General features: G+C 64.8%; 16 protein-coding genes. 10 read left to right on the top strand and 6 right to left on the bottom strand.

Features of this window, described 5'->3' with window-relative positions:
• Positions 1-160: 160 nt before the first annotated feature.
• From LB568_RS00740 to LB568_RS00715, 5 genes are all read left to right on the top strand, one after another.
• Positions 161-988, top strand: a complete 828-nt coding sequence (locus LB568_RS00740; RefSeq protein WP_224728749.1) for a ferredoxin--NADP reductase — start codon at positions 161-163, stop codon at positions 986-988.
• A 227-nt stretch (positions 989-1,215) separates the two neighbouring features.
• On the top strand, positions 1,216-2,262 hold the full coding sequence (gene deoC / locus LB568_RS00735; protein WP_031250011.1) for a deoxyribose-phosphate aldolase: 1,047 nt from the start codon (positions 1,216-1,218) through the stop codon (positions 2,260-2,262).
• 233 nt (positions 2,263-2,495) lie between these two features.
• Entirely contained in the window at positions 2,496-4,868 is a 2,373-nt protein-coding gene (locus LB568_RS00725; RefSeq protein WP_224728748.1) for an aldehyde dehydrogenase family protein, read from the top strand.
• A 187-nt stretch (positions 4,869-5,055) separates the two neighbouring features.
• The gene (locus tag LB568_RS00720; protein WP_140572415.1) at positions 5,056-5,787 is read left to right on the top strand and encodes an SDR family oxidoreductase; all 732 of its coding nucleotides are present in this window, start codon (positions 5,056-5,058) and stop codon (positions 5,785-5,787) included.
• A gap of 203 nt (positions 5,788-5,990) precedes the next feature.
• Complete coding sequence (locus LB568_RS00715) at positions 5,991-6,836, top strand: fumarylacetoacetate hydrolase family protein (protein ID WP_140572414.1); 846 nt, start codon at positions 5,991-5,993, stop codon at positions 6,834-6,836.
• A 216-nt stretch (positions 6,837-7,052) separates the two neighbouring features.
• Here the strand turns inward: LB568_RS00715 and LB568_RS00710 are convergent, their stop codons facing one another.
• The 6 genes from LB568_RS00710 to LB568_RS00685 all read right to left on the bottom strand — a co-directional run bounded on the left by LB568_RS00710 (position 7,053) and on the right by LB568_RS00685 (position 13,981).
• Complete coding sequence (locus LB568_RS00710; RefSeq protein ID WP_224728747.1) at positions 7,053-8,051, bottom strand: ABC transporter ATP-binding protein; 999 nt, start codon at positions 8,049-8,051, stop codon at positions 7,053-7,055.
• 58 nt (positions 8,052-8,109) lie between these two features.
• Entirely contained in the window at positions 8,110-9,171 is a 1,062-nt protein-coding gene (locus LB568_RS00705) for a Gfo/Idh/MocA family protein (protein WP_140572412.1), read from the bottom strand.
• Positions 9,172-9,418: 247 nt separating this feature from the next.
• Positions 9,419-10,258: a carbohydrate ABC transporter permease gene (locus tag LB568_RS00700; RefSeq protein ID WP_023765384.1), complete on the bottom strand. Its 840-nt coding sequence runs from the start codon at positions 10,256-10,258 to the stop codon at positions 9,419-9,421.
• Between the two features lie 224 nt (positions 10,259-10,482).
• Entirely contained in the window at positions 10,483-11,412 is a 930-nt protein-coding gene (locus tag LB568_RS00695; protein ID WP_013891957.1) for a carbohydrate ABC transporter permease, read from the bottom strand.
• Positions 11,413-11,654: 242 nt separating this feature from the next.
• Positions 11,655-12,914, bottom strand: coding sequence for an ABC transporter substrate-binding protein (locus LB568_RS00690; protein WP_013891958.1), 1,260 nt, complete (start codon positions 12,912-12,914; stop codon positions 11,655-11,657).
• A gap of 116 nt (positions 12,915-13,030) precedes the next feature.
• Positions 13,031-13,981 (bottom strand): N-acetylmuramic acid 6-phosphate etherase, encoded by a 951-nt coding sequence (locus LB568_RS00685; RefSeq protein WP_224728746.1) that lies wholly within the window; start codon positions 13,979-13,981, stop codon positions 13,031-13,033.
• A 198-nt stretch (positions 13,982-14,179) separates the two neighbouring features.
• Between LB568_RS00685 and LB568_RS00680 the strand changes: the two genes are divergently transcribed.
• The 5 genes from LB568_RS00680 to LB568_RS00660 are packed head-to-tail and all read left to right on the top strand — an operon-like array spanning position 14,180 to position 19,160.
• Complete coding sequence (locus LB568_RS00680; RefSeq protein WP_224686399.1) at positions 14,180-15,061, top strand: N-acetylglucosamine kinase; 882 nt, start codon at positions 14,180-14,182, stop codon at positions 15,059-15,061.
• Entirely contained in the window at positions 15,058-15,840 is a 783-nt protein-coding gene (locus tag LB568_RS00675; RefSeq protein ID WP_224686398.1) for a GntR family transcriptional regulator, read from the top strand. Before LB568_RS00680 ends, LB568_RS00675 begins: the two co-directional genes overlap by 4 nt.
• Positions 15,837-16,868 (top strand): SIS domain-containing protein, encoded by a 1,032-nt coding sequence (locus LB568_RS00670; RefSeq protein ID WP_224728745.1) that lies wholly within the window; start codon positions 15,837-15,839, stop codon positions 16,866-16,868. The genes LB568_RS00675 and LB568_RS00670 overlap by 4 nt, the downstream gene beginning before the upstream one ends.
• A complete protein-coding gene (gene nagA, locus LB568_RS00665) occupies positions 16,865-18,031 on the top strand; it encodes an N-acetylglucosamine-6-phosphate deacetylase (RefSeq protein ID WP_224728744.1) in 1,167 nt (388 codons plus the stop codon). Before LB568_RS00670 ends, nagA begins: the two co-directional genes overlap by 4 nt.
• 16 nt (positions 18,032-18,047) lie before the next feature.
• The gene (locus LB568_RS00660) at positions 18,048-19,160 is read left to right on the top strand and encodes an NAD(P)/FAD-dependent oxidoreductase (protein ID WP_224728743.1); all 1,113 of its coding nucleotides are present in this window, start codon (positions 18,048-18,050) and stop codon (positions 19,158-19,160) included.
• The last annotated feature ends 20 nt before the right edge of the window (positions 19,161-19,180 follow it).

The following is a 19,180-nucleotide window of genomic DNA, read 5'->3' as shown; positions in this document are numbered from 1 at the left end:
CACCATCTTGACGCAAATATCGTTTGTATACTAATAAATTCCGGACACAAGAGCTTACCAACTCGGAGTGTGCGAGCAGCACGCCGGGACCTGAACGGTCCGGCGCGTAGCAAAAGATTTGGCGCCCGCGTCCGTGAGTTGGGCCAGAAAGTTGGATTTGATGAACACCACATCCGCGTTCAGCACCGACGGCGCCCGCCCGCTGCAGTTTCCGATACCGGCCAATGTCTATGCCGAAACCGTCGTCTCGGTGAAGCACTACACCGACCGGCTGTTCTCGTTCCGCATCACCCGTCCGCAGTCGCTGCGCTTCCGCTCCGGCGAGTTCGTCATGATCGGCCTGCCCAATGCCGAGAAGCCGGTATACCGCGCCTATTCGGTGGCGAGCCCGGCCTGGGACGAAGAGCTGGAATTCTTCTCGATCAAGGTGCCGGACGGCCCTCTGACCTCGGAACTGCAGAAGATCCAGGTGGGCGACACCGTCATCATGCGCCAGAAGTCGACCGGCACGCTGGTGGTCGACGCGCTGACGCCAGCCAAGCGGCTGTTCATGATTTCGACCGGCACCGGCATCGCGCCCTTCGCCAGCCAGCTGCGCGACCCCGACACCTACGAGAAATTCGACCAGCTGATCCTGACCCACACCTGCCGCGACATTGCCGAATTGACCTATGGTCAGGAACTGGTGGCGGCGCTGGAGAGCGATCCGCTGATCGGCGAACTGACCACTGGGCGCGTCACGCTCTACAATTCGACGACCCGCGAGGAGTCTGCCTGCATGGGCCGCATCACCGCGCTGATCGGCTCGGGCAAGTTCTACAGCGATCTCGGCATCGAAAAGCTCAATCCGGAGACCGACCGCATCATGATCTGCGGCTCGATGCACATGCTCAAGGACGTCAAGGAGCTGGCCGAGAGCCTCGGTTTCCAGGAAGGCTCGCTCAGCCATCCGGCGACATTCGTGGTCGAGCGCGCCTTCGTCGGCTGAGACCGCGCTTCTGCTAAAAATCGGGCTTCAAGAATCGAGTTTTGACCTTCCGGTCAAAAACTAGCTGCTTTCGCGGCCTTTTTCGACTATCCCTTGCTTGAGGACTCGTGAAGCATGGCTTCGCGGGCTATCTTCGTGCGTGTCGCCCTAACGGTCGAGCGGTTTGGGCGACGATAGACAATACGCACCAAGACATAAGCGTGCGTCGCTGAATGAAAGGGCAGGAGATGAGCAGCACAATCCGCGAAGCCGACCTTGGCACCAAGGTGACGCCGCTGCCCGCGCGTGCCGCCGCCAATAGCGCCGTCCCGCTGGACCATCGTATCGCGCGCAATCCCGGCATGAAGCTCGATCTCGGCTTCATGGAATCGGTGCGCAGCGTCAACCGTTCGGCGCTGGAACGGCGCGTCGCCAGCCTGACCAAGCGGCGCTCGATCAAGGCCGACAACCAGGCGGCCTGGCTGCTGCGCGCGGTGGCCTGCATGGATCTGACGACGCTGAATTCCAACGACACCGAGGAACGCGTGCGCCGGCTCTGCGCCAAGGCGATCAACCCGTTCCGGCGCGACATCGTCGAGGGGCTCGGCATTGCGGGTGAACCCATCCGGCCGGCCGCGGTCTGCGTCTATCATCCTTTCGTCGCCACGGCAGTGGATGCCGTGCGCGGCACCGGTATCCATGTCGCCGCCGTCTCCACCGCCTTTCCGCACGGGCTTGCGCCGCTGTCGACCCGGCTGCAGGAAATCGAGGCCTCGGTGCGCGACGGCGCCGACGAGATCGATGTCGTCATTCCGCGCGGGCTGGTGTTCGGCGCCAAATGGCGGGAGCTTTACAACGAGATCGTCTCGATGCGCGCCGCCTGCGGCGATGCGCATCTGAAGGTCATTCTCGGCACCGGCGACCTCGCCACGCTGCGCAATGTCATGCTGGCCTCGATGGTGGCGATGATGGCGGGTGCCGACTTCATCAAGACCTCGACCGGCAAGGAGAGTGTCAACGCCACGCTGCCGGTTGGGTTGGCCATGGTCCGCGCCATCAGGGCCTATTTCGAGGAGACCGGCCACCTTATCGGCTTCAAGCCGGCCGGCGGCATTTCCACGGCAAAGGCCTCGCTCGACTGGCTGGTGCTGATGAAGGAAGAGCTCGGCCGGCCGTGGCTGGAGCCCGAGCTGTTCCGCTTCGGCGCTTCGAGCCTGCTCACCGACATCGAGCGCCAGCTCGAGCATCACCTGACCGGCCACTATTCGGCCAATCACCGCCACGCAATGGCTTGAGGATCGGATAGGTTTTTGAACGTGGAGCTCTACGGCGCCCCCCTCTGTCCTGCCGGACATCTCCCCCACTTGTGGGGAGATTGGCTGGCATCGGCGATTTCGCCAATCGCCAACGCTGCAAAATGGCGGCTGACAGACGTAAAGTCCGATCTCCCCCCTTGTGGGGGAGATGTCCGGCAGGACAGAGGGGGGCGCGAAAGAACGCCTCCTGAGACAATTATCTGGAGCCATCCATGAACATTCTCGAACGCTACCACGCCATGGAATACGGACCGGCGCCGGAAGCGCGCAACGAGGCCGATGCATGGCTTGCCGGGCGCGATTTTTCCAAGGCGCTGTTCATCGACGGTGCCTGGAGGGCAGCAAGCGGCGGCAAGACCTTCGAGACCAGCGAGCCGTCTTCCGGCAAGCTGCTGGCCAAGGTGTCGGATGCCGGTGCCGCCGATATGGACGCGGCGGTTGCCGCCGCCGCCAAGGCGCTGCCGAAATGGTCGGCATCCTCGGGCTACCAGCGCGCAAAAGTACTTTATGCCATCGGCCGTGCCATGCAGCGGCATCAGCGCCTGTTCGCGGTGCTTGAGACAATCGACAATGGCAAGCCGATCCGCGAAAGCCGCGACATCGACGTGCCCTTGGCGATCCGCCACTTCATCCATCACGCCGGCTGGGCGCAGGCGCTGGACAAGGATTTCCCCGGCCACAAGGGCGTCGGCGTCGTCGGCCAGATCATCCCATGGAATTTTCCGCTGCTGATGCTGGCCTGGAAGATCGCGCCCGCGCTCGCCGCCGGCTGCACGGTGGTGCTGAAGCCGGCCGAGTTCACGCCGCTGACGTCAATCCTGTTCGCCGAGATCTGCGAGCGCGCCGGCGTGCCGAAGGGCGTCGTCAACATCGTCCAGGGCGGCCCGGAAGCGGGCGGAGCCATCGTCAACCACCCCGGTATCCAGAAGATCGCCTTCACCGGCTCTTCGGAAGTCGGCAAGATCATCCGCAAGGCAACCGCCGGCTCGGGCAAGAAACTATCGCTGGAGCTTGGCGGCAAGTCGGCCTTCATCGTTTTCGAGGATGCCGATCTCGACAGCGCCGTCGAAGGCCTGGTCGATGGCATCTGGTTCAACCAGGGCCAGGTCTGCTGCGCCGGCTCGCGGCTCCTGGTGCAGGAAGGCATCGCCGAGGCCTTGATCGCCAAGGTCAAGACGCGGATGAGCCGGCTGCGCGTCGGCAGCCCGCTCGACAAGAACACCGATATCGGCCCGCTGGTCGACGCCACGCAGCTCGACCGGGTCAAGGGACTGGTCGCCGAAGGCGCCAGACAAGGCGCCGTCTGCTGGCAGCCGGACGCGGCGCTGCCGTCCTCGGGTTACTATCACCTGCCAACACTTGCCACCGGTGTTTCGCCGGCTAACATTCTTGCCCAGGAAGAGGTGTTCGGTCCGGTGCTGGCGACCATGACCTTCCGCAACACCGAGGAAGCGATCGAGCTTGCCAACAACACGCGCTATGGGCTGGCGGCGAGCGTGTGGAGCGAGAACGTCAACCTGGCTTTGCATGTCGCGCCGCAATTGAAGGCCGGCGTCGTCTGGGTCAACGGCACCAACATGTTCGACGCCGCCTGCGGCTTCGGAGGCTACCGCGAGAGCGGCTTCGGCCGCGAGGGTGGGCGCGAGGGCATGTTCGAGTATCTCGCGGCAAAACTGCCGCTCGGTCCGGCCATCAAGCCGGCGACGATCTCGGCGCAACCGGTCGAGCAGGCCGATGGCTCGGCCATCGACCGCACGGCCAAGCTGTTCATCGGCGGCAAACAGGTACGCCCGGACGGCAATTATTCGTTGGCCGTCGCCACCGCCAAGGGCAAGCTCGCCGGCGAAGTCGGTTTTGGCAACCGCAAGGATATCCGCGATGCCGTGTCGGCTGCGCGCGCGTGCAAGGCATGGCCGGAGGCGACCGCCTACAACCGCTCCCAGGTGCTCTATTATCTGGCCGAAAACCTTTCCGGCCGCGCTGGCGAATTCGCGGCTCGTCTGACCGAATTGACCGGCGCAACGCCCAAGGCCGCGCGGGAAGAAGTCGACCAGTCGATCGAACGCCTGTTCCTCTATGCCGGCCTCGCCGACAAGTTCGAAGGCCGCGTGCACCAGCCGCCGGCGCGTGCCGTCACCCTGGCGCTGCACGAGCCGATCGGCGTCGTCGGCATCGTCGCGCCTAATACCTCGCCGCTGCTTGGCCTGATCTCGCTCATCGCGCCGGCGCTAGCCATGGGCAACACCGTGGTTGCCGTGCCGTCCGAACGCTACCCGCTGCTCGCCACCGATCTCTATCAAGTGATCGAATATTCCGACGTTCCGGCCGGCGCCATCAACATCGTCACCGGCCGCACGGCGGAACTTGCCGGGGTGCTCGCCAAGCATGACGATGTCGATGGGCTCTGGGTGTTCGCCGATGCCGAGACCTGCGCCAAGGCGGAAGCCTCGTCCATCGGCAACCTCAAGCGCGTCTGGAGCGGCAATGGCCGCAGCCTGGACTGGGCGTCCGACGAGGCGGCCGGCGATGCCTTGCTGCGCCGCGCCATCGAGGTGAAGAATGTCTGGGTGCCCTACGGCGACTGAGCCTTTGGACAGCCACAATGGTGATCGTGTCCGGGCTTGACGCCCGGACCCATGTTCTTTAACGAGAAAAAACATTTTTATCTGTGAACCGACACGGCGCAGGCCGCACGATGGCTCATGACTGGCACATGACGCGTTGGCCGGCTGCCGATAAAGGCGGATGATCCTAGCGGACGAGGAGAAGAGCATGGCGGATCTGGCAGGCAAGGTCGTTGTCGTCACGGCGGCGGCGCAGGGCATCGGCAAGGCGAGCGCACTAGCCTTCGCCAAGGCTGGAGCCACGGTCTACGCCACCGACATCAACGAGACGCTCCTCGCCGAACTCGCCAAGACGGCGGGGATCAAGGCCCGCAAGCTGGACGTCCTCAACGACGAGGCGGTCAACACCGCCTTTGCCGAGATCGGCCGCGTCGACGTGCTGTTCAACTGCGCCGGTTTCGTCCATTCCGGCTCGATCCTTGAGATGAAGGATAGCGATCTCGATTTCGCCTTCAATCTCAACGTGCGCGCCATGATCCGCACCATCCGCGCCGTGCTGCCCGGCATGCTGGAGCGCGGCGACGGGTCGATCATCAACATGGCCTCGCTGGCCAGTTCCACCAAGGGCGTGCCGAACCGTTTCGCCTATGGCGTCACCAAGGCCGCCGTGATCGGCCTGACCAAGGCGGTCGCCGCCGACTATGTCGGCAAGGGCATACGCTGCAACGCCATCTGCCCCGGCACGGTCGAGAGCCCGTCGCTGCAGGACCGCATGCATGCGCAAGGCGACTACGAAGCGGCGCGGGCCGCCTTCATCGCCCGCCAGCCGATGGGCCGGCTCGGCACGCCGGAGGAAATCGCCGATCTCGCCGTCTACCTGGCCGGCGCCACCTACACGTCCGGACAGGCCTATAATATCGACGGCGGCTGGTCGATCTGAAGCTCTGAAATCGGGACAGACGGGAAGATCGGGATTCTTGGCCGCGTTTGTCGGGAGATCGTGAAGTCTGAAAATCCGGCGCGCCGGCTTGCCCGGGACGAGTCTCGCGCTTGCCCGGAACCAGGCCGATCAGTAGGGTCCGCCGTCGCCTCGGCGGAGAATTTGCAAAGGGCCATGCGGCCGCAATCAGGAGAAGGGTTTAAATGAAACTGCTGCGCTATGGCGAGGTTGGGAGCGAACGTCCCGGCCTGCTCGATGCGGATGGAACGATCCGCGATCTCTCCGCCCATGTCGCCGACATTGCCGGCACCACGCTTCATCCGGCCTCGCTGGACATGCTGGCCAAGCTCGATGCGAAGTCGCTGCCGGCGGTTTCCGGCAAGCCGCGGCTCGGCGCCTGCGTCGCCGGCACCGGCAAGTTCATCTGCATCGGCCTCAACTATTCCGACCACGCCGCCGAGACCGGTGCCACCGTGCCGCCGGAGCCGATCATCTTCATGAAGGCAAGCTCGGCCATTGTCGGGCCTGACGACGACGTGCTGATCCCGCGCGGCTCCGAGAAGACCGACTGGGAAGTCGAGCTCGGCGTGGTCATCGGCAAAACCGCGAAATATGTCAGCGAAACCGATGCGCTCGACTATGTCGCCGGCTATTGCGTCTCGCACGACGTGTCCGAACGCGCCTTCCAGGCCGAGCGGCAGGGCCAGTGGACCAAGGGCAAGAGCTGCGACACGTTCGGCCCGACCGGCCCATGGCTGGTGACCAAGGACGAAGTGGCCGACCCGCAGAACCTCAAAATGTGGCTGACCGTCAACGGCAAGACGATGCAGAACGGCTCGACCAGGACCATGGTCTATGGCGTCGCCTACCTCGTCGCCTATCTCAGCCAGTTCATGTCGCTGCACCCCGGCGACATTATTTCGACAGGCACCCCGCCCGGCGTCGGGCTGGGCATGAAGCCGCCGGTGTTCCTGAAGGCTGGTGACGTGGTGGAACTGGGCATCGAGGGGCTCGGCCAGCAGAAGCAGACGTTCAAGGCGGACGAGTAGGCCGCCGACTTTTCCGTCCTCTTCTTATGGTCGTTCGGAAGGAGGAGACGGTTTCGCGCCTTTCCTCTCCCCCGTCGATCGGGGGAGAGGTGGGGGGGGGGGGGGCCTGCTTTTCGGCGACGGCGCTGGGGGCACGGGCTTCCCCCACTCCGTCGCCGCTGCGCGGCGCCACCTCTCCCCCCTCCGGAGGGAGAGGAAAGGAGCGTCGGTGCCGCGCTACTTCAGCACTTTCCCATCGGCGCCAAACCGATAGGTCTTCGCCGGATCCGGCGTCGCGTAAAGCGTCGCACCCGGCTCGGCGTCATACACGCCGAAAATGCGCACCGTGATCAGCCCCGCTTTCTCGCAGTCGAGATAGAGGTTAGTGTCGGCGCCGAGATGCTCGGCATGCACGACCGTGCCCTTCCAGCTGCCGGACTTTGGGTCGACCGTCAGATGCTCCGGCCGCACGCCGATGGTCTTGGCCGTCTCGCCCAGTCTCGCCCCGTCGATGAAGTTCATCTTCGGTGAGCCGATGAAGCCGGCGACGAACTCGTTGGCCGGCGAATTGTAAAGCTCCATCGGGCCGCCGATCTGTTCGATCCTGCCGGCGTTCAGCACCACAATCTTGTCGGCCAGCGTCATCGCCTCGACCTGGTCGTGGGTGACGTAGATCATCGTCGCCTTCAGACGGCGATGCAGCTGCGCGATCTCCAGCCGCGTGTTGACGCGCAGCGCCGCGTCGAGGTTCGACAGCGGCTCATCGAACAGGAACAGTTTTGGCTCGCGGACCACGGCGCGGCCGATGGCGACACGCTGGCGCTGGCCGCCGGAGAGTTCGGCCGGCCGCCTTTCAAGATAGGGCTCCAGCGACAGCATCGAGGACGCAATGCCGATGCGGCGGTCGATCTCGGCCGTCGGCGTGCCGGCTTGCTTCAGGCCAAGACCCATATTGTTCTTCACCGTCAGATGCGGGTAGAGCGCATAGGTCTGGAACACCATGGCAATGCCGCGCTTGGCCGGTGGCGTGGCGGAAACATCCGCACCATCGATGACCACGCGGCCCGAGGTCGAATCCTCCAGCCCGGCGATGACCCGCAGCAAGGTTGACTTGCCGCAGCCCGATGGGCCGACGAAGACGACGAATTCGCCATCGGTCACTTCGAGGTCGATGCCCTTCAGCACCTCGACCGGCCCGAAGGCCTTCTTTACATTCTCGATCTTCAGCGAGCCCACGGCGATCCTCCAAATTGATGAGTGGGCGCCAGCGCCACCCCCGACGACAATGCCCTTGTCACAATCGCACCGCCTTTCCGCTGCGCACGCTCTCGTCGGCGGCGAGACAGACGGCGAGCGATTTCACTGCGTCGTCCATATGTTTGGTGAGATCCAGATCCTCGCGGATCGCTCTGAGCACGAAGGCCTGCTCGAGATCGCAGAGGTCCTGATGGCCGGGTTCGCCTTCCATCGACAGCATTTCGTCAGGCTTGGCGAACTTGCCGTCAGCGCCGGTCGCCGCACTGTGCAGGCGGATGGTCGAGGTCTTGGTGTGGGTGTCGATGTCGTCGGACCTGACACCTTCCTTCATGACGATCGACACGCAGCCGTTGGGCGAGATGACGTCCTTCACGAAGAAAGCGGTCTCGGAAATCATCGGCCCCCAGCCGGCTTCGTACCAGCCGACCGAACCGTCATCGAACAGCACCTGCAGGTGCCCGTAATTGTACATGGACGGCGCCACCTCCTCAGTCAGCCGCACGCCCATGCCACGCACTTCGACCGGCCTGGCATCGGTGATCTGCAGCATGACGTCGAGATAGTGCACGCCGCAATCGACGATCGGCGAGGTCGTCTGCATCAATTGCTTGTGCGTCTCCCAGGTATGGCCGGAAGATTGCTGGTTGAGGTTCATGCGGAACACGTAGGGGCCGCCGAGCTTGCGCGCCTCGGCGATCAGCCTGATCCAGGACGGATGATGACGCAGGATGTAGCCGATCACCAGTTTCCTGCCATTGGCCTTGGCGGCCGCGACGACGCGCTTGGCATCGGCCACCGTCGTTGCCAGTGGCTTCTCGACGAAGACATGGCAGCCGGCCTCGAACGCCCTGACCGCATAGTCGGCATGGCTGTCGGAATAGGTGGCGATGCAGGCGACATCGGGTTTTTCGTCGCGCAGCGCCTCGTCGAAGGAACGCCTGATGCCGTAGCCCGTCAGTCCGTCAGGTAGCGGCACGTCGGAGCGATTGACCAGGGCCGCGATCTGGAAACCCGGATTGGTATGATAGGCCAGCGCATGGCTGCGGCCCATATTGCCAAGGCCGGCAACGACGACGCGAAGGGGTGGCTTAGAGTTCACCTAATCAACTCCAAATGTTTTGGTTGCTCTCGCGGAGAGGGTGTCACCCCACCCGGCGCTGCGCGCCGACCTCCCCATCGAGGGGAGGTGGGCGTTGGCGTGAACTTCCCGCTGTCGGCGCAGCTGCTCCGAATTGAACCTCCGACCCATCGAATGAAACGGCGCCCTTCTACCTCCCCTTGATGGGGAGGTCGGCGCGGAGCGCCGGGTGGGGTGATGGCGCCGGCGGAGAATTGCAGGGCTCCGCTCACTTGACGGCTCCCGACGTGATGCCGCGGATCAGCTGCCGCGAGAAGATGACGTAGAGGATCAGCACCGGCATGATCGCCAGCGAGAGGGCTGCCAGGATGGCGTTCCAGTTGGTGACGAACTGGCCGAGGAAGAGCTGGGCACCGAGCGTCACCGTCTTGGTCTCTTCCGACGGCGCCAGGATCAGCGGGAACCACAGATCGTTCCAGATCGGGATCATGGTAAAGACGGCGACCGTGGCCATCGATGGCCTGACCAGCGGCAGCACCAGGCGGAAGAAGATGGTGTATTCGGACAGGCCGTCGATGCGGCCGGCGTTCTTCAGATCGTCGGATACCTGCTTCATGAATTCCGACAGGATGAAGACGGCGAGCGGCAGGCCCTGCGCGGTGTAGACCAGGATCAGCGCCGTCAGCGTGTTGACCAGCCCGCTCGCCACCATCAATTGCAGGATGGCGACCGTGCCGAGCCGGATCGGGATCATGATGCCGAGCGCGAGATAAAGCCCCATCATCGAATTGCCGCGGAAGCGGTATTCCGACAGCGCAAACGCCGCCATGGCGCCGAACAGAAGCACGAAGAACAGCGAGGCGACGGTGACGACGAGGCTGTTCTGGAAATAGTGGATGAAATCGCCCTGGCCGATGACCGTGGTGTAGCCGATCAGGTCGAAGGTTTTCGGCGTCGGCGGTGTCAGCGGCGCGCCGAAGATGCCGGCGCGGGATTTGAACGAATTCATGATGACCAGGATCACCGGAAACAGCGCGATCGCCGTGTAGGTCAACAGGATCGCGTGAGCGCCGATGGTGCGGGGGAGTGATCGGGTGGCGGTGCTCATTGGGAGGTCTCCTGACGCACACTTCCAAACAATGGCGCCCAGGCACCCCCCTCTGGCCTGCCGGCCATCTCCCCCGCAAGGGGGGAGATTGGCAGCTTCGGGCTCGGCGCTTCTCCTGCGACGTGGAAGATTGGCGAAAGCCTTCGTGACATCCGATCTCCCCCCTTGCGGGGGAGATGGCCGGCAGGCCAGAGGGGGGTGTTTAGCCGTAACATATCCACCCCTCAGAACTGATAGCGACGCAGGCGCGTCTGGACGAGGAAGAGGTAGACGCAGACGCCGCCGAGGATGATCAGGAACATCATCGTGGCGATCGCCGCGCCCATGTTGGGGTCGCCGACTTGCAGCTGGAAGCCGAAGAAGGCGCGGTAGAGGAAGGTGCCGAGAATGTCGGTCGAATAGTTCGGCCCAGCGAGCGCCCCTTGCGCGGTGTAGATCAGGTCGAAGGCGTTGAAATTGCCGACGAAGGTGAGGATCGAGATGATGCCGATCGACGGCAGGATCAGCGGCAGCTTGATCTTCCAGAACTGCGACAGGCCGGTGATGCCGTCGCATTCGGCGGCTTCGATCACTTCCTCAGGGATCGACAGCAATGCGGCATAGATCAGCATCATCGGGATGCCGACGAACTGCCATACCGAAATCAGGCTAAGCGCGGTCAGCGCGTATTGTTCCTTGCCGAGCCAGGGCGTGAACAGGCTTTTCAGACCGACCAGGTCCATCATGTGCGGCGCCACGCCCCACAACGGCGATAGGATGAGCTTCCAGGCGAAGCCGACGATGACAAAGGACAGGATGGTCGGCACGAAGATCGCCGTGCGGTAGAAGGCGGCAAATCTCAGTCGCGGGCTGGACAGCAATGCCGCCAGCATGACGCCGATCGGGTTCTGCACCAGCATGTGGATGATGAAGAACCAGGTGTTGTTCCTGAGTGCGTTCCAGAAACCCACCGACCAGTTGGGATCGCCGAACAGGGTGCGGAAATTCTCCAACCCGACAAAGACCTGGGACTCGCTGACGTTGCGGAACAGCGACAGCTGCAAGGTGCCGGCGAGCGGCAGGATCATGATCGCCGTGTAGACGAGCACCGCCGGCGCCAGGAAGATGCCGATGTGCCAGCGAACAGGTCTTTTGGGTCGTATTTCTGCGGCCATGAGTTCGGTCCCCGCCGTCTCTCGGTTCCAGACGAATATTGATGCCAGATGATGCCTCGATGCACGGCCCGAACATCCTTGCCCGATGCGGCAAGGACAAAGGCCTGCGACTGGTCAGCTAGCCTTTCCCAAGACCAGCAAGGGTAAGGCCACGAGGTGGTGCCGACAATCGCTATCTCTGCGGATGCAGAGTATCCGGAACCGGCCAGGCTTGCGCCCGGCCGGCTCCGTTGCCTGAGCTCTTACTTCGCCGGCTTGTACCAGCTGTCGAGGCCGGTCTGCAGCTTCTTGGCCGCTGCTTCGGGCGTATCGGTGCCGTTGATGACGTTGGCCGATTCAACCCAGGTCTCGTTCTCGAGGTTCGGCGTGCCGCGCGACAGGATCTGGTAGGTCGAGCGGATCGTCGACTTGCACTTGCCGCGCCAGGAGACGAATTCCTGCGCCAGCGGGTCTTCCATCTTCACCGGCGCGGAGTTCAGGCTGAAGAAGCCCGGCAGCGCGTTGGCGTAGATGGTGGCGAAGTCGGGCGATGCGACCCAGGACAGGAACGTCTTGGCCGCATCGGCATTCTTCGACGCTGCGTTCAGGCCCATGCCGATATCGGTATGGTCCGAGATGTAGCAGGTGTCGCCGGCCTTCTCGACCGGCGGCGGGAAGGCACCCATCTTGAACTGGGCCTGGGTGTTGAACAGGCCGATTTCCCACGAGCCGGCCGGGTAGATGGCGGCGCGGCCGAGCGTGAACAGGTTCTGGCTGTCCGGATAGGTCTGTGCTTCAAAACCGTCGCCGAGATACGGCTTCCACTTGGCCAGTTCCTCATACGGCGCGACCCAGTCCTTGTCGGTCAGCTTCTGGTCACCCTTGATCAGCGCCGCACGGCCATCTTCGCCCTTCCAGTAGTTGGGTCCGATGTTCTGGTAGCCCATGGTCGCGGCTTCCCAGAGGTCCTTGGTGCCCATCGCCATCGGGATGTAGGTGCCGTCGGCCTTGATCTTGTCAAGTGCTGCAAAGAACTCGTCGCGGGTCTGCGGCACCTTGATGCCGAGCTTGTCGAAGGCGTCCTTGTTGTAGATGAAGCCGTGGATAACCGAGGCCATCGGCACGCAGAAGCTCGCCTTGCCGTCGTCGGTCTGCCAGGCGGACTTGGCCACCGGCGAGAAATTCTCCATGCCGGGCAGCGCGGAGAGGTCGGCGAGGTTGCCCTTCTTGAACAGTTCGAGCGACTTGTCGAACGGGCGGCAAGTGATCAGGTCGCCCGCCGAGCCGGCGGCGAGCTTGGCGCCGAGCGCGGCGTCATATTCGGTCGGAGCCGATGGCGCGAACACCACCTTGATGCCTGGGTTCTTGGCTTCGAAGGCCGGGATCAGCTTGTCCTTCCAGATGGCAAGGTCGTCGCCGCGCCAGCTTTCGATGTTGAGGGTTACGTCAGCGGCGTGAGCCAACCCGGCCGAGCCGAGAATGCTGGTGCCCAGAAGCAGTGCCGTCAGTAGTTTCGTTGTCATGCTCAGTCTCCCTGTTGACCTTTTTCAGGTTCGGTTTTGATGAGAACAGGGGCTTTTGACCCCTTGCTCCCCTCGCAAGCCCGTTTCACCCCGATGGAAATCGGGATGAAACAGGCCTATTTCTTTGTTCGAGCACGATCTTTTCCGAAAAGTGGGTTCCACTTTTCGGGATTATGCTCCAGCGCGGAAAGGGCTGGCCGCAGCTTCTGGCCGGTCCCCTCCAGTATCTTCCGCGCCGCATCGGCATTGTCGGCGCCGGCGGCTAGCAGAATGGCGGTCTTGACCGCGCCGCCGCTCTTATCGAGCAGTTGGGCGGCTTCGTCCCTGCCGCGCCCGCTGACGGCGGCGACGATGCGCGCGGCGCGGTCGCGCAGCTTGATGTTGTCGGCCATGAGGTTGACCATGTAGCCGTCATGCACGTGGCCGAGATGGACGGCGGTCAAGGTCGACAGCATGTTGAGCGCGATCTTCTGGGCGGTGCCGGCGCCCATGCGCGTCGAGCCGGCGATCACTTCCGGTGGCGTTTCGAGCAGGATGGCGGTTCCAGCCTGCTGGAGCAGGGCCGAATCCCGGTTGTTGGCGATGCCGATGGTGGCCGCCCCGCGGCGGGCCGCTTCCTGGAGGGCGTGCACGGCATAAGGTGTCGTGCCGCTGGCCGAAACGGCGATCAGGCAGTCGCCCTTGCCGATGCCCGCACTGGCGACCGCCGCAGCGGCCTCCTCCGTGTCGTCCTCGGGTCCACCGGCCAGCGTGTGGAAAGCCTCGTCTCCGCCGGCGATCAGGATGGCGATACGGTCGCGTTCTATGCCGAAGGTGCCGGGCAATTCCAACGCATCGGCCAGCGCCATCAGGCCGGAACTGCCGGCCGCGGCATAGGCAAGCCTGCCGCCGCCATTCAGCCTGTCGGCGATGATCTCGGCTGCCTTGGCGATGGACGGAATGGCGTTGCGGACGGCCTTGGCGGCCTCGACCTGCGCATCGGCCAGCGAAGCAAGGATGGCTTCCGGGGCCTGGATATCCAGCCCCTCGGCATTCCTGTGAAGCGCTTCGGTGCGCGTTTCGGCCATCCCTGGTCCTCCAATACCAGAACAATACCAAAAAAATACCACTTGTCCACAAGCATTAACGAATTCGCGGCCTGGAAATCGCTGAGCCGGCGAAATGCCCAGGATTTTCAATGAAATACGCCTTAATCTTTTTGAAACGGAAATTAACCCTTGGCTATTGGTATTTTATTGGTATTATCCGGCCGGAGGAGAAATCACGTGAATTTCGTGCTCGGCATCGATGGCGGCGGCACCAGCTGCAGGGCCGCCCTGGCAAATGCAGACGGCATGGTCCTCGGCCGTGCCAAAAGCGGCGCCGCCAACATCCGCACCGATCTTACCGGCGCCCGGTCGAACATCGTCGAGGCGGCGCGGCAGGCGTTCATCGCCGCCGGGCAGGACCCGGAGTTGATCCCGCAGACACCGGCCATTCTGGGCCTTGCCGGCGCCAATGTCGGCACCTACCGGCAGCAGCTCGAAGCGGTTCTGCCGTTCAGCGTCAGCCGCGTCGAGACCGATGCCGAGATCGCGCTGGAAGGCGCCGTCGGATCAGGCGACGGCGCCATGGCGATCCTCGGCACCGGCACCGCCTACATGGCGCGCAAACAAGGCAAGTCGCGCGCCATCGGCGGCTGGGGATTCCAGGTCGGCGACCAGGGCAGCGGCGCGCGCATCGGCCGCGACCTGCTCGAACAGACATTGCTCGCCTATGACGGCGTGCGCGAGGGGTCGCCGCTGACCGACAGCATGATGGCCGTTTTCCGCAACAATCCGGAGGACGTGGTCGAGTTCACCACCAATGCCAAGCCCGGCGATTTCGGCGGTTTCGCGCCCAAGGTGTTCGAACACGCCGAAAAAGGCGACAGCGTCGCCAATTGGATCCTGAACAGGGTGGTCGCCGATGTCGAAGCCTCGCTTGGCGCGCTCGATCTCGCCGAAGGCGCGCCGCTCTGCCTGCTCGGCGGTCTAGCGCCGCTTTACGCGCCGCGCCTGTCGGCGCGTTACCGGGCGCTCCTGAAGCCGCCGCTCGACGACGCGCTGGGCGGCGCCGTGCAGATGGCGGTGCGGCTTTTCGCAGGGCATGCGGGGCCGGCTCGATGAGCGACGCCGCCGACCAGATCTTCGCCACGCTGAAACAGTCGGCGCAGAGCGGCGCGCCGCTCTATCTGCAGCTTCGCAAGAGCATCGAGGACGCCGTCAACCGCGGCCTGATCGGGCCGGGCGACGCGCTGCCTTCCGAGCGCGACATCGCCACCAAGGCCGACATTTCGCGGGTCACCGTGCGCAAAGCGGTGCAGGACCTGGTCAAGGGCGGCATCCTGGTGCAGCGCCATGGCTCCGGGACCTTCGTGGCGCCGCGCATGGAGCGAGTCGAGCAGTCGCTGTCGCGTCTCACCTCGTTCACCGAGGACATGGCGCGGCGCGGCATGGCGGTGCGTTCGGCCTGGCTCGACCGCGGCCTCTACGCGCCCTCGCCCGACGAGATGATGGTGCTTGGCCTGTCGTCGAGCGAACTGGTGGCGCGCGTGGCGCGCCTGCGCATCGCCAACGACACGCCGCTGGCGATCGAACGCGCATCGCTGTCGGCCAGCGTGCTGCCCGATCCGGCTGCCATAGGCTCCTCGCTCTACGCCGCCCTGGAGATGACGGGCAACCGGCCGGTGCGGGCGGTGCAGCGCATTTCGGCCGCCAATCTCGGCGACAGCGACGCGCGCCTGCTCGAAGTGCCGCCGGGCATTGCCGGCCTGCACATCGAACGTATTTCCTATCTGGCGAGCGGCAAGGTGATCGAATTCACCCGCTCGATCTACCGGGGCGACGCCTACGACTTCGTCGCCGAACTGCGGCTGACAGGGCCGAGCGAAGAGGGCCGACCATGACTGAAATCACCCATATGCGGCGCGAGATCGAGGAGATCCCGCAGGCCGTCGCCCGCCTGCTCGACGGCTCCGGCACCGTGCTCTCCGAGGCCGGGCATGGCATCCGGGAACGCGACCCGCATTTCGTCGTCACCGTGGCGCGCGGCTCGTCCGACCATGCCGCCACCTTCATGAAATATGCCGTCGAGCTGACCGCGGGCCTTGCCGTCGCCTCGGTCGGCCCTTCCATCGCTTCGATCTATGGCCGCAAGCTCCGGCTCGCCGGATCGGCGTGCCTGGCGATCTCGCAGTCGGGCAAGAGCCCGGACATCGTCGCCATGGCCGAAACCGCAAGGGCCGGCGGCGCGCTGACCATTGCCGTTACCAACACCGCCGATTCGCCGCTGGCGCGCGCCTCGGACTATGCGATCGACATCCTGGCCGGGCCCGAGCGCAGCGTCGCGGCGACCAAGACCTTCATCAATTCCGCAGTCGCCGGCCTCGCCTTGATGGCGCATTCCACCGGCGACGCCGCGCTGCTTGCCGCACTTGCCCGCCTGCCCGAACATTTCGGCAAGGCGATCGCCTGCGACTGGATGAGCGTGCTGGCCGAAACGATCGAAAAGCAGAAGTCGCTGTTCATCCTCGGCCGCGGGCCGTCCGCGGCGATGGCCAACGAGGCGGCGCTGAAGTTCAAGGAGACCTGCGGCATGCATGCCGAGGCCTACAGCGCGGCCGAAGTCATGCACGGCCCGCTGGCGCTGATCGGTCCGGATTTTCCGGTGCTGGCGCTGGCCGCGCGCGATGCGTCCGAACCGTCGGTCGCCGAAGCCGCCGACAGCCTGGCGGCCAAGGGCGCGCCGGTGTTCGTCACCTCCGCGCTTGCCAACCGTGCCACGCGCCTGCCGCATGTCGCCACCGGCCACCCGCTGACCGACCCGCTGACGCTGATCGTCTCCTTCTACATGTTCGTCGAGGCCTTCGCGCGCCATCGCGGCCTCGATCCGGACACGCCGCGCAACCTTCGCAAGGTGACGGAGACCGTATGAGCGATCGTTTTGCCCTGACTGGCGCCCGGATTTTCGACGGCGACGACTGGCATGAAGGCGCGGCGCTCGTCGTGCGCGACGGCCTCGTCGAGGCTATTTTGCCCACCGGCGCCATCCCTTCGGACGTCCGCGTCGTCGAGACCGGCGGCGGCATGCTGGTGCCGGGCTTCGTCGACATCCAGGTCAATGGCGGCGGCGGCGTCATGCTCAACGACCACCCCGACGTCGCCTCGATCGAGACCATATGCCGGGCGCACGCGCCGTTCGGCACGACCGCGCTGCTGCCGACGCTGATCACCGACACGCCTGACATCACCGCCGCAGCGATTGCCGCCGGCGAAGCAGCGACGCTGCGGAAGGTGCCAGGCTTCCTCGGCCTGCATCTCGAAGGGCCGCATCTGTCGATCGCGCGCAAGGGTGCGCATGATCCGGCGCTGATCCGGCCGATGACGGACGCCGACCAGGCGATGCTGATCGCGGCGCGGCGGAAGCTGCCGGTGCTGCTCACCACGATAGCGCCCGAATCCGTCGAGCCGGCCCGCGTCACGGCATTGACCAGGGCCGGCACCATCGTCAGCCTCGGCCATTCGGACACCGGCTATGCCACGGCGAAAACCTTCGCCGAGGCGGGCGCCAGCGTGGTCACCCATCTGTTCAACGCGATGAGCCAGATCGGCAACCGCGAGCCGGGGCTGGCGGGCACGGCGATCGACATCGGCACCTTGTCCGCCGGGCTGATCGCCGACGGCATCCACGTCCATCCGGCAACCATCAGGATCGCACTCGAGGCCAAGCAGGGGCCTGGCAAGATCGTGCTCGTCACCGACGCGATGGCGACGATCGGCACCGACATGACCTCGTTCACGCTCAACGGCCGCACCATCTACCGCAAGGACGGGAGCCTCAGGCTTGCCGACGGGACGCTGGCCGGCGCCGACCTCGACATGATCTCGGCCATCCGGTTCATGCACCGCGTCGTCGGGCTCGACCTTTCCGAAGCCTTGCGTATGGCCTCGCTCTATCCGGCGCAGGCGATCGGCCAGTCGCACCGGCTTGGCCGCCTTGCCAACGGCACGGCGGCGGATATCGTTGCGCTGTCGGACGATCTCGGCATAGGAAGCGTCTGGATCGGCGGCGACAAGGTTTTTTCAGCCGGCGCGTAATCCTGGAAGCGGGCCCATGCAGGCAATCGACTGTGTTGTCGCCGGAGCAGGCGTCGTCGGGCTTGCCGTCGCCAGGGCGCTTGCCTTGTCGGGCCGCGAGGTGGTGGTCATCGAGCAGGCCGATGCGATCGGCACCGTCACCAGTTCGCGCAATTCCGAAGTCATCCATGCCGGGCTCCATTATGCGCCGGGCAGCCTGAAGGCCCGGCTCTGCGTCGAAGGCCGCGGGCTCCTCTACGCCTACTGCGCCGAGCACGGCGTCGCCCATGCACGGACCGGCAAGCTGATCGTCGCCAGCGAGCCAGGGCAGATGGACGGGTTGCGGACGATCCAGGCCAATGCACACCGTTGCGGGGTCGAGGACCTCGAGCTTTTGACGCGCGGCGAAGCCGAAAGCCTGGAGCCGGCGCTGACATGCGCCGGCGCGCTGCTGTCGCCGTCGACCGGCATCGTCGACAGCCATGCCTTGATGCTGTCGCTGCGCGGCGACGCCGAGGCGGCCGGCACGGCCTTCGCTTTCCTGACCTGCGTGGCCGGCGCGGCGATCGACGCCGACGGGATCCGTGTCGACACGCGCGATGCCGATGGCGAGACCTTCGCTTTGGAGGCCCGCGCCTTCGTCAACGCCGCGGGCCTCGACGCGCAGGCCATGGCCGGCCGGATCGAGGGGTTCCCGCAAAGCCTCATCCCCCGGCAGTGGCTGGCGCGCGGAAATTATTTCGCGCTTCCAGGCCGGTCGCCGTTTTCGCGGCTGATCTACCCGGTTCCGGTCGAAGGCGGCCTCGGTGTCCACCTGACGCACGATCTCAGCGGCAGCGCGCGCTTTGGGCCTGATGTCGAATGGATCGACCATGTGGATTACACGGTCGATCCAGGCCGGAGCGCCGTCTTCTACGAAGCGATCCGCCGTTATTGGCCCGACCTTGGCGATGGCGCCCTGCAACCGGCCTATGCCGGCATCAGGCCGAAACTGTCGGGTCCCGGCCAGCCGGCGGCCGACTTCATGATCCAGGGTCCGGGCGATCATGGCCTCGGCCGGATCGTCAACCTGTTCGGCATAGAGAGCCCCGGCCTGACGGCAAGCCTGGCGATCGCCGATCATGTCGTCGCGCTGCTGTACCCGGAATGACCGGTGCCGTTGGGAGTTTG

Origin of the sequence: Mesorhizobium sp. B263B2A, from assembly GCF_020165775.1 — a bacterium.
Classification (GTDB): Bacteria; Pseudomonadota; Alphaproteobacteria; order Rhizobiales; family Rhizobiaceae; genus Mesorhizobium; species Mesorhizobium opportunistum.
This window is presented reverse-complemented; position numbering and strand designations above follow the sequence as displayed.